Here is a 13,726-nt window from a genome sequence, read left to right on the forward strand (position 1 = left end):
GTGGGAGCGAGCCGGCTCGCGAAGAGGGAGTGTCAGTCGACATGAATGTTGTCTGACGCACCGCTTTCGCGAGCCGGCTCGCTCCCACATTGGTATCTGGTTTTCGCCCTTTCAGTTAGCCTCTTTCACTGCGCTGAGAAACGCGCAGGTACGCTCCTGTTGAGGGTGTTCGAAGATTTGTGCAGGTGTGCCCTGTTCATGGATCTGTCCTTTGTAAAAGAAGCACACCCGATCGGCGAACTCCCGGGCGAACCCCATCTGGTGCGTCACCATCAACATGGTCAGGTTGTGTTCGGCACCGAGTCTGCGGATGACGTTGAGTACTTCGCCGCACAATTCCGGGTCAAGTGCCGAGGTCACTTCATCGAACAGCATGACTTTGGGGCGCATGGCCAATGCTCTTGCAATCGCCACCCGTTGTTGCTGCCCCCCGGATAACTGTGAAGGGTAGTGCCCCAGTTTGCTGCCCAGCCCCACCATCTCCAGCAGATCGGCCGCTCGTTCGCGCGCTTCGGCGGGCTTCATGCCCAGCACCTGCACCGGTGCTTCGATGACGTTTTGCAGCGCCGTCATGTGCGGGAACAGGTTGAAGCTTTGAAACACCATGCCGATCTTGCCGCGCACGCGACGGATGTGCCGGTCATTGGCCGGTACCAGCACGCCGTTGCGATTGGGCATGTGTGTCAGCAGGTCATCATCGATGCGGATCAAGCCGTCATCGATACCTTCGAGAGTCATCAACACCCGCAATAACGTGGATTTCCCCGAACCGCTGGGGCCGATGATCGCGACCTTTTCGCCTGGCGTGACATCCAGATTCAAATGGTCGAGTACCGTGAAATTGCCGTAGCTCTTGGTGACGTCCTGAAAGCTGACAATCGGCTTGACCGGGTTGGGTGTCTGCATGGCCGTGGCCTCCTGCGGATGCAGCGGTGTCAGGTTGCCGCGCCGGGAAAGGTCGTTGGATGTCGAGAGTGGAGAGGTCATTTGCGTAGCTCCAGGCGCAGTTCAAGGCGCCGTACCAGATAAGCCAAGGCGATGCTCAGGGCGAGGAAAAACAGACCGACCATGGTGATGGGCTCCAGGTAACGGAAGTTTTCGGAGCCGATGTTCTTGGCCTGTTGCATGATTTCCACCACGGTGATGGCCGACAGCACCGGCGTGTCCTTGAGCATCGCCACCAGATAGTTGCCCAGCGGCGGCAGGATGGGGCGCAGGGCCTGGGGCAGGATGATGTTGCGGTAGGCGTTGTACGGTGCGATGTTGAGTGCCGTAACGGCCTCCCATTGCGCCCGGGGTACGGCGTCGAGGCCTCCTCGATAAACCTCGGCGATGTAGCAGGCGTAATGCACACCGATGCCGATGATGCCCACCTGCATGGCGGTCATGCTCACACCGTAATTGGGCAGCACGTAATAGAGGAAATACACCTGGATCAGCAGCGGCGTGCTGCGAATGAACTCGATCACCCCGGCGGTTGGCCATGACAGCCACAACGTGCGGCTGCGTCGGCCAATGGCCAGGAACAGCCCGAGCACAATGGCGATCAGGAAGCCGATCAGGGTAATCCCCACGGTATTGAGCGATGCGCGCAGCAAATCGGGAAGGATCTGCCAGGCATAGGTCCAGTCGAACAGGGTCATGACAATCCTCCACGCATCCGACCGCGCGCCAGGCGCCGCTCAATGCCTCGCATCCCGATATTGATCGCCTGGGCCAGGACGAAATACATCACCAGCGCCAGACTGAAGATTTCCAGGGTCTGGAACGTCGCCTGATCCAGTTGCCGAGCCCGAAAGCTGAGATCGGACAAGGTGATCAGCGACACCAGCGAGGTGTTCTTCAACAATTCGATCAACAGGTTGGTGCCCGGTGGAATCGCCGCCAACAACGCCTGGGGCAGAATGATTCGGCGAAAGCGCTTGTAGCCACTGAAGTTCAATGCGGTCGCCGCCTCGTACTGCCCCTTTGCCACCGAGCTGATCGCGCCGCGCATCACTTCGGCGCCGTACGCGCCGATGTGCAGGCCGAGACCGACAATGGCCACGCTGTACGGACTCAGTTCCAGGTTGAACGGCGGCAACGGCAACACGAAAAACAGCCAGAACAACTGCACCAGCAGCGACGTGCCGCGGAACACCTCGATGTAGGCAATGGAAAACCAGCTCAGGGGACGCCATGGCGACATGCGCCCGAGCGCTGCGAGAATCGCCGCGACAATCGCCAGTATCGAGCCGAAGAACGTCACCTGGAGGGTTACCCAGGCGCCTTGTATCAATAACGGAAGTAATTCACCCATGGTTCACACCTGGCCATCCGGATTAAGCAGGGAAATAGGCATCGCACCGTGGCGCCATGCCTGTTTCGACTATTGAGCGCAGAGCTCGGCAGCCGTTTTGCTTGTCACGTTGGATTTGTCGAAGCCGAACGGTGCGACCGTTTTCAGGTGTTCTTCAGAGCCCAGCCACTTTTTCAGTTCGGCGTTCACCGCGTCACGCAGGTCCTTGTCTTCCGGGCGGAAGGCGAGGGCGCCGTAACCGGTGTGCGACGGGTCGTCCTTGAACTCGACAACCGCCTGGACCTTGTCGCCACCCTTGGCGGCCAGGCCTTTCATGGTCAGTTGAGTGCCCACCGCCGCATCGGCGCGGCCGGCGCGCACGGCTTGCAATTGAGCGGTGGTGTCCGGCACCTGGAGGATTTGTGCATCCTTCACACCGGAATCCCGTGCATATTTCAGGTTGACCGTGCCGGCCATGATCGCCAGCTTCACATCCGGGTTTTTGGCGATGTCTTCATAACTGTGCAGGTTCTTCGGGTTGCCCTTGGCGGTCAGCAATGCATCCGGTAACTGGTACTGCGGATCCGTGAACAACACCTGTTTGCAGCGTTCCGGGGTGATGTACATGCCTGCGGCAATCACGTCGAAACGACCGGCACGCAGACCCGGGATCAACGAGCCCCATTCGGTCAGAACGCCGTCGACTTCCTTGATACCCATTTTGGCGAAGATAGCTTTTGCGATTTCCGGCGATTCACCGGTCACGCGACCATCGGTTTCGGTAAAAGCGAACGGGGTTTCGTTGGCATAGCCGATACGGATGCTGCTTTTCTGTTTGATGGTTTCCAGCGTAGTGGCGGCGTGGGCACTGGCGGCCAGGCCCAGCATCGCGCAAGCCACGAACAGGCGGCGTAAAACATGGGGAGTGCCGGGAAAGGAATTGCTCATCGATAAAATCTCCTGTTTCTTGTGGACCCGTCGTTGGACGGCTCTGTGGTAGGAGGCAGTGTGACAAGAGCAAAGCGTACGAGAGCCGTTTCCTGTTGAGCCGAAGCTTGGGGGCACAGTTCCGGTACAGATCGATTGGTTGTTGTTGGAGGCTGGACAAGTAGCCTGTGCATCGACCTTGGACCGAGCATACAAAAGCCCTGTGCAACATTGCATTGCACTAGGACAATTGCTTTGCACGGATTCTCGCGGGATGCTGTCGGCACTGGCATGCACGCGGGTTTAGCGCCGATGGACAAGTGGAAAGCAGCACTGGAAATCGCCCGTAGCGGCGAGTCCAAATACAAGATTCTGGTACAGGCGATTGCCGACGATATCGAGCAGGGTGTCCTGGCCAACGATCAGCGTCTGCCACCGCAACGCAATGTTGCCGACGCCATGGGCATCAGCGTGCAGACGGTGACCAATGCCTATAAGGAGCTGGAGCGTCAGGGCCTGGTGCGTTGCGAAGTGGGGCGTGGCAGCTTCGTGTCGCGACGCATGAGCGATCGCGTCGCTACCTACATTCTCGACAGCCCCGAGCGGGCACTGGTGGATTTCTCCATCACCCGGATCATGCACACCCGCGAGCATGACCAGTTTTGGCGCGAGACCTGCCGCGAGTTGAGTACCGAAGAGGATCAACCGTGGATTCACGCCTTTCGCCCGATCGCCGGTTTCGAATCACACCGTGAGGCGGCGATGCACTGGATCGGGCGCCAGGGCCTGAAGGTCGAGCGTGATGACATCCTGATCACCAATGGCGCGGCCCATGGCATTTTCCTTGCGCTGGCTTCGCTGGCCGGCCCCGACGATGTGGTGCTGTGTGAAGGGGTCACCGATCACGGTGTCATTGGTAATTCCCAGGTACTGGGCTTCACGCTCAAAGGCCTGGAGATGGATCGTCATGGTATTGATCCGGAACATTTCGAAGACATGTGCAGCAATGAACGCATCACTGCACTGGTCTGTACGCCGAACCTGAACAATCCGACCACCAGCCTGATGCCGGACAGCCGCCGGCGCGAAATTGCCGACATTGCCCGGCGTTTCGGTGTGCATATCATCGAGGACGACGTATACGGCCCGCTGCTGGATGAGCGTCGTGCCCCGCCGATCAGTCACTACCTGCCGGAGCTGTCGTTCTATTGCACCAGCATGACCAAATCGGTGCTGACCGGCCTGCGCATCGGTTATCTGGTGATGCCCAAGCGGCTGGCCTTGCGCACTGAAAGCATATTGCGGGTCAACAGCTGGATGGCCACGCCGATGGTGTCGGAAATTGCAGCTCGCTGGATACGCGATGGTCGCGCCGACACGCTGGTGGGCTTGCAACGCAAGCTATTGGGTGGACGCCAGGCGATGGTCAGCGAATACCTGGGCGAATACCTGCTTGGCCAGCATCCTCATGCATTGAATGCCTGGATCGGGATACCGCCGCATTGGGAGCTCGACAGCCTGGTGCGGGCGCTGCGCCACAAACATATTGCAGTCACTTCACCCGACCCGTTTACGGTACGCGGTACACCTCGGCCCCGGGCGGTCCGTGTGTGTGTCGGCGCTGAATGCAGCGATCAGGAGATGCGTGAAGCGTTAATGGGCATGCGCGAGATCTTCGGCCAGTACCCGCAAATCCATGATTTCTGACCAGGGAAAGCGCCCCCAAAAGTTTGTCGACTAAATTGCCCTAGTACATTCATCGCGACAATCGAGCTCTCTTAGACTGCGCCCAACACTTCAGTGGGATGCGGTCATGTCAGCGCTGCAACTAAACGATATCTATCTCGCCCGCCAACGCATTGAGTCGCTGGTGCGGCGCACTCCCATGGAATATTCGCCCAGTCTGTCCCAGCGAGTGGGAGTGGCGGTTTATCTCAAGCTCGAATCCCAACAAATCACCGGCAGTTTCAAATTGCGCGGCGCGAGCAATGCGGTGGCGCAACTCGGTGTCGAAGAGAAGGCGCGTGGCGTGGTGGCGGCGTCGACCGGCAACCACGGCCGTGCCCTGGCGTACGCCGCATCACGGCAAGGCGTGAAAGCGACCATATGCCTGTCGCACCGGGTGCCGGCCAACAAGGTCCAGGCCATTCGCGATCTCGGTGCCCAAGTGTGCATCGTCGGTCAATCCCAGGATGACGCCCAGCGCGAAGCCGAGCGGATTGCCCGTGAGCAAGGCGCAACGCTGCTACCGCCGTTCGATCACCCGGCAATCATCGCCGGTCAGGGCACCCTCGGCCTGGAAATCCTTGAACAGCAACCGGACGTCGCCCAAGTACTGGTGCCGTTGTCCGGTGGCGGTCTGTTTGCTGGCGTAGCGTTGGCGATCAAACGGGCCAACCCGCAGATTGTCACCCACGGCATCAGCATGCAGCGTGGCGCGGCGATGCACGCCAGCCTGGCGGCGGGGCACCCGCTGGAAGTCGAAGAATTGCCGACCCTGGCCGATTCCCTCGGTGGCGGGATTGGCCTGGATAACCATTACACCTTCCACATGACCCGTGACCTTTGCGATCAATTGCACCTGCTCAGCGAAACCTCAATCGCCGACGCCCTGCGCCACGCCTACCGCGAAGAGCGGTTGGTGCTGGAGGGCGCGGCGGCGGTCGGGATTGCCGCGTTGCTCGATGGCCTGATCGAGCCGCGCGGACCGATTGTGGTGGTGGTCAGCGGGCGCAACGTCGATATCGATCAGCACTTGCGCGTCCTCGCCGGCGCGGATGCGTGAAACCAACAATAACGACTGAACGGAGTGCCGCGTTGATGAGTGAAGTCACCCTATTGAGCGAAACGGATCTGCGCGCTTGCGTGACGCTGGATCTGCCGAGTATCGAAGCCATCGAACAGGCCTTTGTGCTGCTGAACACGGCTGCGGTGGCGATGCCGCCGATCCTGCGTCTGGACATCCCCGAGCACAACGGCGAAGTGGACGTGAAAACCGCATATCTACCAGGTCTGGAGCGTTTTGCGATCAAGGTCAGCCCGGGTTTTTTCGACAATCCGAAACTCGGGCTGCCGAGCCTCAACGGCATGATGATGCTGCTCTCGGCACGCACCGGACTGCTGGATGCCTTGCTGCTGGACAATGGCTACCTGACTGCCGTTCGCACCGCGGCGGCGGGAGCGGTGGCGGCGCGTGCGCTATCGCGGGTCGACAGCCGCAGCGTGGCGCTGATCGGTGCCGGGGAACAAGCGGCATTGCAACTTCAGGCGTTGCGACTGGTGCGACCGATTACCCAAGTTCGTGTCTGGGCGCGTGACGGTGCCAAGGCTGAAGCGTTCTGTATCGAACTGGCCCGCGACACCGGTCTGGCGGTGATGCCTTGCGCGAGCATCGACGAGGCCATGGCCGATGTGGACATCGCGATCACATGCACTCCAAGTCGCGAGCCGCTCATAGATGTACGTCACTTGCATCCCGGTTTGCACATTACCGCCATGGGGTCGGACGCAGAACACAAGAATGAAATCTCCCCCCAGGTCCTGGCGCAAGTCGATCGCTACGTGGCCGATCGACTGAGCCAGACCCGCATTCTCGGTGAACTGCACCATGCCCTCGTGGCAGGAGCCATCACCGACGAATCGAACTTCGCAGAGCTGGGTCAGGTACTGGCGGGCCGGCGTCCCGGTCGCAGCGACCCTGCGCAAGTCACCCTGTGCGACCTCACCGGCACCGGCGCCCAGGATACGGCCATGGCCAACCTGGCGTTCGAGCGCGCGCGTTCGGCGGGCAAGGGATTGCAGTTCGCGAGTTAAACAGTTTTTTCATCCGTGCGTCATTTATCACGCTTGATCTCTAAGAGGGCAGATGCATGTCTCAGATAGTCGTCAATCTTCCGTTCGAACGGGAGGAATACGCTCAGCGTCTGGCAAAGGTGCGAGTGGCCATGCAGGCGCAGGGCATCGAGTTGTTGCTGGTCACCGACCCCTCGAATATGGCGTGGCTGACCGGCTATGACGGTTGGTCGTTCTACGTCCACCAATGCGTGCTGCTTGCCCTTGACGGCGAGCCGGTGTGGTTCGGTCGCGGGCAGGATGCCAACGGCGCCAAACGCACGGTATTCATGCAGCAGGAAAATATCGTCGGTTACCCGGACATCTACGTGCAGTCCCGGGAACGTCACCCGATGGACTACCTGTCGCGGGAGGTCATCACGGCCCGCGGCTGGGGTGCACTGACCCTCGGCGTGGAAATGGACAACTATTACTTCAGCGCCGCAGCCTACCTGTCACTGCAGAAAAACCTGCCCAAGGCCAAACTGATCGACGCGGTCGGGCTGGTGAACTGGCAGCGGGCGGTCAAGTCCCCTCAAGAAATCGCCTACATGCGCATCGCCGCGCGCATCGTCGAAAACATGCATGGGCGAATCCTCGAACGGATCGAACCGGGCATGCGCAAAAATGAGCTGGTGGCGGAAATCTACAGCAGTGGCATTCTCGGTGCTGACGGTCATGGCGGCGATTACCCGGCCATTGTGCCGTTACTGCCAACGGGGGCCGATGCCAGCGCACCGCACTTGACCTGGGACGATTCGCCGTTCCAGAAGGGCGCCGGCACCTTCTTTGAAATCGCTGGGTGCTACAAGCGTTATCACTGCCCGCTCTCGCGCACGGTGTACCTCGGCAAACCGCCGCAGCATTTTCTCGACGGCGAAAAAGCTGTGGTCGAAGGCATCGCCGCCGGGCTCGACGCAGCCAGACCGGGCAATACCACCGGTGACATCGCCGTGGCGTTTTTCAAGGTGCTGGAGAAATTCGGTATCCACAAGGACAGCCGTTGCGGCTATCCGATCGGGATCAGTTATCCACCGGATTGGGGCGAGCGCACCATGAGCCTGCGTCCCGGCGACACCAGCGTGTTGCAGCCTGGCATGACCTTCCACTTCATGCCGGGCCTGTGGATGGATGATTGGGGGCTGGAGATCACCGAAAGCATTCTGATCACCGAAACCGGCGTCGAAACCCTGTGCAACGTGCCACGCCAACTGTTCGTGAAGGATTGAGCCATGAACGAATTGCCTGACAACCCGATCAGCGCCACGGTGGATTTCACCCGTGAAGGCGTGCAGCACGGGTTTCTCAAATTGCCGTACTCCCGGGACGATTCGGCCTGGGGGGCGGTGATGATTCCGGTCACGGTGGTTCAGCGCGGTCAAGGACCGACCGCGCTCCTGACCGGCGGTAACCATGGTGACGAGTACGAAGGGCCGGTGGCGTTGAGCAAACTGGCCCATGGCCTGACGGCCGCGCAGGTCACTGGTCGGGTGATTATCGTGCCGTTCATGAACACTCCGGCGTTCCATGCGGGGCGCCGCACCTCACCGATCGACAAGGGCAACCTCAATCGCAGCTTTCCCGGCAAACCGGACGGCACGGTGACCGAGAAGATCGCCGATTACTTCACCCGAACGTTGTTGCCGCTGGCGGATATCGTGCTGGACATCCATTCCGGTGGCCGCACCCTGGACTTCCTGCCTTTCGCCGCCTGCCACGTGCTGCCGGATAAAAACCAGCAAGCGCAATGCGAGGCCGGCATGCGCGCGTTCAATGCGCCGTACAGCATGCGCATGCTGGAGCTGGATGCCGGAGCGATGTACGACACCGCCGCCGAGCGCCAGGGCAAGGTGTTCGTCACCACTGAATTGGGCGGTGGCGGGTCGTCGAGTGCGCACAGCGTGGCGATTGCCGAGCGCGGAGTGCGCAATTTGCTGGTGCATGCCGGGATTCTTGAGGGCGAGGTGCAGACATCAGAATCAATCATGCTCGACATGCCCGATGGCGATTGCTTCATCGCCAGTGAGCACGATGGTTTGCTGGAAATGTGCCGTGATCTGGGTGACACCGTGAGCAAGGGCGAAGTCATCGCCCGCGTTTACGACGCCACCCGCAGCGGCGTGGCTCCGGTGGAATATCGCGCGGCGCGCAGTGGCTTGTTGGCGGCACGGCATTTTCCCGGTTTGGTGCAGTGTGGCGATACCCTTGCAGTCATCGCCGATGTCCTGACCTGAGTGTTTGATCACAACCCTTGTGGGGGCGAGCCTGCTCGCGATTGCGGACTGACATACACCCGTAATGTCGACTGATGCGCCGCCTTCGCGAGCAAGCTCGCTCCCACAGGTCTCTCCCACATGGTTTCTGATCACTGGAGATCCCTGGCCCATGCATAAACTTGATCGCTATGACCTGAAAATCCTGCGGATCCTCTCCGAAGACGGGCGTATCACCAAGTCGAGCCTGGCCGAGGCCATCAACCTGTCGGTAACGCCGGCGTGGGAACGGGTACGCAAACTCGAAACCCTGGGCTTGATCAAGGGCTACAGGGCGCAGATCGACTGGAGCACCGTGTTCAAGAGTCAGCAGGTGCTGGTGGAAATCACCCTGGCCCGGCATACCGCACAGGATATGCGGCGTTTCGAACAACGCATGAACGAGGCCGTCGAAGTAGCGTTCTGTTATGCCACCGGTGGTGGTGTCGATTACATGGCAATGATCCAGTCACCGGATATCGACCATTACCAGCGCTTTATCGACCAGTTATTGCTCGACGACCTGGGCATCGAACGCTACTTCACCTACATCGTCACCAAAACCATCAAGACCGCCGGTGCCTTGCCGGCCGAACTGGCGCAAGAGTCCTGACACCCACCGCAAAAATACGTTGATTGCCCCTGTTCAATCAGAAAGAACCACCCATTGAACCCCGGCAAAACCTCAAATCCCCCGGGCCTTGCTGCCCTAGCATGGATTCACGCAAACGGATTGGAGTGAACGCCATGACTTACAAACATCCACTGCTGTTCAAGGCCCTTTGTTACGTCGATGGCCATTGGGTTCACAGCGACAGTGGACACAGCGTCGCCGTACATAACCCGGCCGACCGCAAGTTGATCGGCCATGTACCGATGCTCGACCAGCCGCAAATCGTCGCTGCCGTCGACGCCGCGCACCGCGCGTTTGCCGATTGGCGCGAACAAAGCCTGGATGCCCGCGCAGAGATTCTGCGGCGCTGGGCGGCATTGATTCTCGAGCACCAGGAAGACCTGGCACGGATTCTCAGCCTGGAACAAGGCAAGCCGCTGACCGAATCCCGGGGCGAAATTGCTTACGCGGCGAGTTTCATTCCCTGGTTCGCCGAAGAGGCACGCCGCCTGTACGGGCAGAACATTCCCAGCCATATTCCGGGCGCGCACCTGGGCACGCTCAAGGAACCGGTTGGCGTCTGCGCGCTGTTGACACCATGGAATTTTCCGTCGGCGATGATCACCCGCAAGGCGGCCGCGGCATTGGCCGCTGGTTGCACGGTTGTCATCAAACCGGCGCACGAAACGCCTTACTCGGCGTTCGCCCTGGCGCAACTGGCGGAGGAGGCGGGCTTTCCAGCCGGTGTATTCAACGTGGTGTTGGGCAATCCGCAAATGGCCATGCAAACCCTGGCACAGGACAGCCGCGTACGTTCGGTCAGTTTCACCGGTTCGACCCGCGTCGGTAAGCTGGTCCTGCAAGCGGCGGCCCAGGATGTGAAAAAGGTTTCGCTGGAACTCGGCGGTAACGCGCCGTTTATCGTTTGCGCCGACGCCGATCTTTCGCTGGCGGTGAAAGTTGCAGTGCAGGCCAAGTTCCAGACCTCCGGCCAGGATTGCTGTGCGGCCAATCGGATCATGGTCGAACGCTCGATCTATCCGCAGTTTCTCAAGCGCTTTGCTGCGGCAGTGCGTGAGTTGCGCGTCGGACCGGCGCTGGTGAACGAGCAGGAACAAAACGTCGACATCGGGCCGCTGATGCACCAGGCGGCATTCGATGTCACTGCCGAGCGTGTGGCCGATGCCCTGCAACAAGGCGCCCAACGATTGGTCGGCGGCGAGGCTCATGCCTTGGGCGGCTTGTTCTATCAACCGACAGTGCTGGCCGATGTCACACCTCAAATGCGCATCTACCGCGAAGAAAACTTCGCGCCGATTGCCGGGGTGATGCCATTCGACACCCTTGATCAAGCCGTCGAGATGGCCAATGACACCGAATACGGCTTGGCCGCCTACATTTGTTCCAATCGCCTGGACCTGATTTATCCACTGATTCGTCGTCTCGATCACGCGATGGTCGCGGTCAACGGCGTGAAGTTCACCGGCCATCCGATCCCGTTCGGTGGCATGAAAGCCTCGGGGCTGGGCCGCGAGGGCGGCACCGAAGGCTTCGAAGCCTTTGTCGAAACCAAATACTTCTGCCTGCACCATCAAGGCCAGTTCTAAGGCCAGTTCTCAGGAGACATGCCATGAATCAAGAATTCGATACGCTGTTCGAACAAGACCGCGCGCATTTCATGCACCCTTCGACCCACGCCCACGATCACGCCAGCGGGGCGCTCAAGGGACGCATCATCAAGGGGGCCTCGGGTATCCGCATTCGCGATCATGAGGGTCGCGAATTGATCGACGCTTTCGCCGGGCTGTATTGCGTCAACATCGGCTACGGCCGTACCGAAGTTGCCGATGCGATCTACAAGCAGGCCAAGGAGCTGGCTTACTACCACACCTACATGGGCCACTCGAGCGAAGCGATCATCGAGCTGTCGAGTCGCATCATGGACTGGGCTCCTGAAGGCATGAAAAAGGTCTATTACGGCCTGTCCGGTTCCGATGCCAACGAAACCCAGATCAAACTGGTGCGTTACTACAACAACGTGCTGGGGCGGCCGCAAAAGAAGAAAATCATCTCCCGCGACCGCGGTTACCACGGCTCGGGCATCATGACCGGCAGCCTGACCGGTCTGCCAAGCTTTCACCAGCATTTCGACCTGCCGGCCGAAGGCATCAAGCACACCGTGTGCCCACACTGGTATCGGAAGGCGCCGACCGGCATGGATGAAACGGCGTTCGTGCGCTACTGCGCCGACGAACTGGAAAAAATGATCGTTGCCGAAGGCCCGGACACTGTTGCCGCGTTCATTGGCGAGCCGTTGATGGGCACCGGCGGCATCATCGTACCTCCGGCCGGTTATTGGGCGGCGATCCAGGCAGTCCTGAACAAATACGACGTGCTTCTGATCGCCGATGAAGTGGTCTGCGCCTTCGGTCGGCTGGGTTCGAAGATGGGCAGTCAGCGCTACGGCATGCGTCCGGACCTGATCACCACAGCCAAAGGCCTGACCAGTGCCTATGCACCGTTGTCGGCGGTGATCGTCGGCGAAAAAGTCTGGGACGTGATCGAAAAAGCCTCCCAATCCCAAGGGGCGATGGGCCACGGCTGGACTTATTCGGGTCATCCGATCTGCGCGGCGGCTGCGTTGGCCAACCTCGATATCCTTGAGCGGGAAAACCTGACCGAGAATGCCGAGAAGGTCGGCAGCTATCTCAATCGTCGACTGCGCGAAACCCTCGAAGGGCATCCGTTGGTGGGCGAAGTGCGCGGTGACGGCATGCTGGCAGCGGTCGAGTTCATGGCTGATCGCGAGCAACGCACCCCGTTCGATGCGGCATTGAAGGTTGGGCCGAAAGTTTCGGCAGCGTGCCTTGAGCGCGGCATGATTGCCCGGGCGATGCCCCATGGCGACATACTCGGTTTCGCTCCGCCGCTGATCCTCACCGAAGCGGAGGCGGATCTGATTGTCGATATCACCAAGGGGGCGATTGATCAGGTAGCGAGTGAAGTGTTGAGTTAATACCTGAGCCAAACTGACAGGTCCGCCAGATCCTTTATCGATCGGGCGGGCTTTTTGTGTCGTTTGTTCGGGCCTCTTCGCGAGCAGGCTCGCTCCCACAGTTGAAATGCAGTCCCCTGTGGGAGCGAGCCTGCTCGCGAAGAGGTCAGAACTGGCACCCAAAAAAACAGAAACAAAAAAGCCCCCGGACGATCACTCGTCCGGGGGCTTTTTATTGGCGCGAAGTCTAATTACTTCTTCAGGCCATAATGCTCATCGAGCATGCCCGGGGCGTTCGGGGCTTTGGGTGCATAGTCGCGCGGTGGTTCCTGATTGCGCGGTGGCGTCAGGCGTTCCCGTGGAGCCTGCGCCGCGTCGGCGTGCAGGGAGGCCAGCAAGCGTTGGCGGGTCTGCTCGTCCAGGGCCAGGCGGTTGGCACCCTCGGCGAGATGATCCTGCACTTCCTGATAGCTCTGAGTCAGTTTCTTGACCAGTGTCGCAGTGCTGTTGAAGTGGGTCACCACCTCGTTCTGATAACTGTCGAAACGTTCCTGAATATCGTCCAGCTGACGTTGCGTGCTGCTAGGCGCGGCATTCGGCGCAAGGCGAGCGATCAGGAATCCAATGGCGACACCCACAACCAGGGCAAGAGTCGGCAACAACCAAACTAAGAGCGAGTGTTCCACGAGTCCTTCCTCTATAAACGGCTTTGCTTTACGTTAACGGCTCGAACCTGCGCTGTATACCGCGATTCACTCGCAATGGACAGCTACAGACAATTTGCTAGACGAGTCGACCCGATTCGAGGTCACGGAGTTCCTTCCTTGCTT

At 59.9% G+C, this 13,726-nt stretch carries 13 protein-coding genes; 8 read left to right on the forward strand and 5 right to left on the reverse strand.

The window, feature by feature from the left end:
* Positions 1–111: 111 nt before the first annotated feature.
* The 4 genes from ehuA to ehuB all read right to left on the reverse strand — a co-directional run bounded on the left by ehuA (position 112) and on the right by ehuB (position 3,226).
* Entirely contained in the window at positions 112–987 is an 876-nt protein-coding gene (ehuA, locus tag CKW21_RS05270; RefSeq protein ID WP_371917506.1) for an ectoine/hydroxyectoine ABC transporter ATP-binding protein EhuA, read from the reverse strand.
* Complete coding sequence (gene ehuD, locus CKW21_RS05275) at positions 984–1,643, reverse strand: ectoine/hydroxyectoine ABC transporter permease subunit EhuD (protein ID WP_095192961.1); 660 nt, start codon at positions 1,641–1,643, stop codon at positions 984–986. The genes ehuA and ehuD overlap by 4 nt, the downstream gene beginning before the upstream one ends.
* Entirely contained in the window at positions 1,640–2,299 is a 660-nt protein-coding gene (ehuC, locus tag CKW21_RS05280) for an ectoine/hydroxyectoine ABC transporter permease subunit EhuC (protein ID WP_095192962.1), read from the reverse strand. Before ehuC ends, ehuD begins: the two co-directional genes overlap by 4 nt.
* 69 nt (positions 2,300–2,368) lie before the next feature.
* The gene (gene ehuB / locus CKW21_RS05285) at positions 2,369–3,226 is read right to left on the reverse strand and encodes an ectoine/hydroxyectoine ABC transporter substrate-binding protein EhuB (protein ID WP_095192963.1); all 858 of its coding nucleotides are present in this window, start codon (positions 3,224–3,226) and stop codon (positions 2,369–2,371) included.
* A gap of 291 nt (positions 3,227–3,517) precedes the next feature.
* On the opposite strand from ehuB, the gene CKW21_RS05290 reads away from it, so the two are divergent.
* The 8 genes from CKW21_RS05290 to CKW21_RS05325 all read left to right on the forward strand — a co-directional run bounded on the left by CKW21_RS05290 (position 3,518) and on the right by CKW21_RS05325 (position 12,917).
* Positions 3,518–4,912, forward strand: a complete 1,395-nt coding sequence (locus tag CKW21_RS05290; protein ID WP_095192964.1) for a PLP-dependent aminotransferase family protein — start codon at positions 3,518–3,520, stop codon at positions 4,910–4,912.
* A gap of 106 nt (positions 4,913–5,018) precedes the next feature.
* Positions 5,019–5,990 carry a hydroxyectoine utilization dehydratase EutB gene (gene eutB, locus CKW21_RS05295; RefSeq protein ID WP_095192965.1) on the forward strand — a complete coding sequence of 324 codons (972 nt, stop codon included), beginning with the start codon at positions 5,019–5,021 and terminating at the stop codon, positions 5,988–5,990.
* Between the two features lie 35 nt (positions 5,991–6,025).
* A complete protein-coding gene (eutC, locus tag CKW21_RS05300; protein ID WP_095192966.1) occupies positions 6,026–7,018 on the forward strand; it encodes an ectoine utilization protein EutC in 993 nt (330 codons plus the stop codon).
* Between the two features lie 56 nt (positions 7,019–7,074).
* Entirely contained in the window at positions 7,075–8,265 is a 1,191-nt protein-coding gene (doeA, locus tag CKW21_RS05305) for an ectoine hydrolase DoeA (RefSeq protein WP_095192967.1), read from the forward strand.
* 3 nt (positions 8,266–8,268) lie between these two features.
* Positions 8,269–9,270: a N(2)-acetyl-L-2,4-diaminobutanoate deacetylase DoeB gene (gene doeB, locus CKW21_RS05310; protein ID WP_095192968.1), complete on the forward strand. Its 1,002-nt coding sequence runs from the start codon at positions 8,269–8,271 to the stop codon at positions 9,268–9,270.
* Between the two features lie 151 nt (positions 9,271–9,421).
* Complete coding sequence (locus tag CKW21_RS05315; protein WP_095192969.1) at positions 9,422–9,901, forward strand: Lrp/AsnC family transcriptional regulator; 480 nt, start codon at positions 9,422–9,424, stop codon at positions 9,899–9,901.
* Between the two features lie 134 nt (positions 9,902–10,035).
* Positions 10,036–11,508: an NAD-dependent succinate-semialdehyde dehydrogenase gene (locus CKW21_RS05320; RefSeq protein ID WP_095192970.1), complete on the forward strand. Its 1,473-nt coding sequence runs from the start codon at positions 10,036–10,038 to the stop codon at positions 11,506–11,508.
* Positions 11,509–11,531: 23 nt separating this feature from the next.
* On the forward strand, positions 11,532–12,917 hold the full coding sequence (locus CKW21_RS05325; protein WP_095192971.1) for an aspartate aminotransferase family protein: 1,386 nt from the start codon (positions 11,532–11,534) through the stop codon (positions 12,915–12,917).
* A gap of 230 nt (positions 12,918–13,147) precedes the next feature.
* Here the strand turns inward: CKW21_RS05325 and CKW21_RS05330 are convergent, their stop codons facing one another.
* A complete protein-coding gene (locus CKW21_RS05330; RefSeq protein WP_047533043.1) occupies positions 13,148–13,582 on the reverse strand; it encodes a YhcB family protein in 435 nt (144 codons plus the stop codon).
* Positions 13,583–13,726: the final 144 nt, after the last annotated feature.

Source organism: Pseudomonas sp. Irchel 3A7 (genome assembly GCF_900187565.1).
Lineage (GTDB): Bacteria > Pseudomonadota > Gammaproteobacteria > Pseudomonadales > Pseudomonadaceae > Aquipseudomonas.

Excerpts from the sequence above, each read along its gene's own strand:
- ehuA (WP_371917506.1), bottom strand. The coding sequence starts at position 987 with ATGACCTCTCCACTCTCGACATCCAACGACCTTTCCCGGCGCGGCAAC.
- ehuD (WP_095192961.1), bottom strand. The coding sequence starts at position 1,643 with ATGACCCTGTTCGACTGGACCTATGCCTGGCAGATCCTTCCCGATTTG.
- ehuC (WP_095192962.1), bottom strand. The coding sequence starts at position 2,299 with ATGGGTGAATTACTTCCGTTATTGATACAAGGCGCCTGGGTAACCCTC.
- ehuB (WP_095192963.1), bottom strand. The coding sequence starts at position 3,226 with ATGAGCAATTCCTTTCCCGGCACTCCCCATGTTTTACGCCGCCTGTTC.
- CKW21_RS05290 (WP_095192964.1), top strand. The coding sequence starts at position 3,518 with ATGGACAAGTGGAAAGCAGCACTGGAAATCGCCCGTAGCGGCGAGTCC.
- eutB (WP_095192965.1), top strand. The coding sequence starts at position 5,019 with ATGTCAGCGCTGCAACTAAACGATATCTATCTCGCCCGCCAACGCATT.
- eutC (WP_095192966.1), top strand. The coding sequence starts at position 6,026 with ATGAGTGAAGTCACCCTATTGAGCGAAACGGATCTGCGCGCTTGCGTG.
- doeA (WP_095192967.1), top strand. The coding sequence starts at position 7,075 with ATGTCTCAGATAGTCGTCAATCTTCCGTTCGAACGGGAGGAATACGCT.
- doeB (WP_095192968.1), top strand. The coding sequence starts at position 8,269 with ATGAACGAATTGCCTGACAACCCGATCAGCGCCACGGTGGATTTCACC.
- CKW21_RS05315 (WP_095192969.1), top strand. The coding sequence starts at position 9,422 with ATGCATAAACTTGATCGCTATGACCTGAAAATCCTGCGGATCCTCTCC.
- CKW21_RS05320 (WP_095192970.1), top strand. The coding sequence starts at position 10,036 with ATGACTTACAAACATCCACTGCTGTTCAAGGCCCTTTGTTACGTCGAT.
- CKW21_RS05325 (WP_095192971.1), top strand. The coding sequence starts at position 11,532 with ATGAATCAAGAATTCGATACGCTGTTCGAACAAGACCGCGCGCATTTC.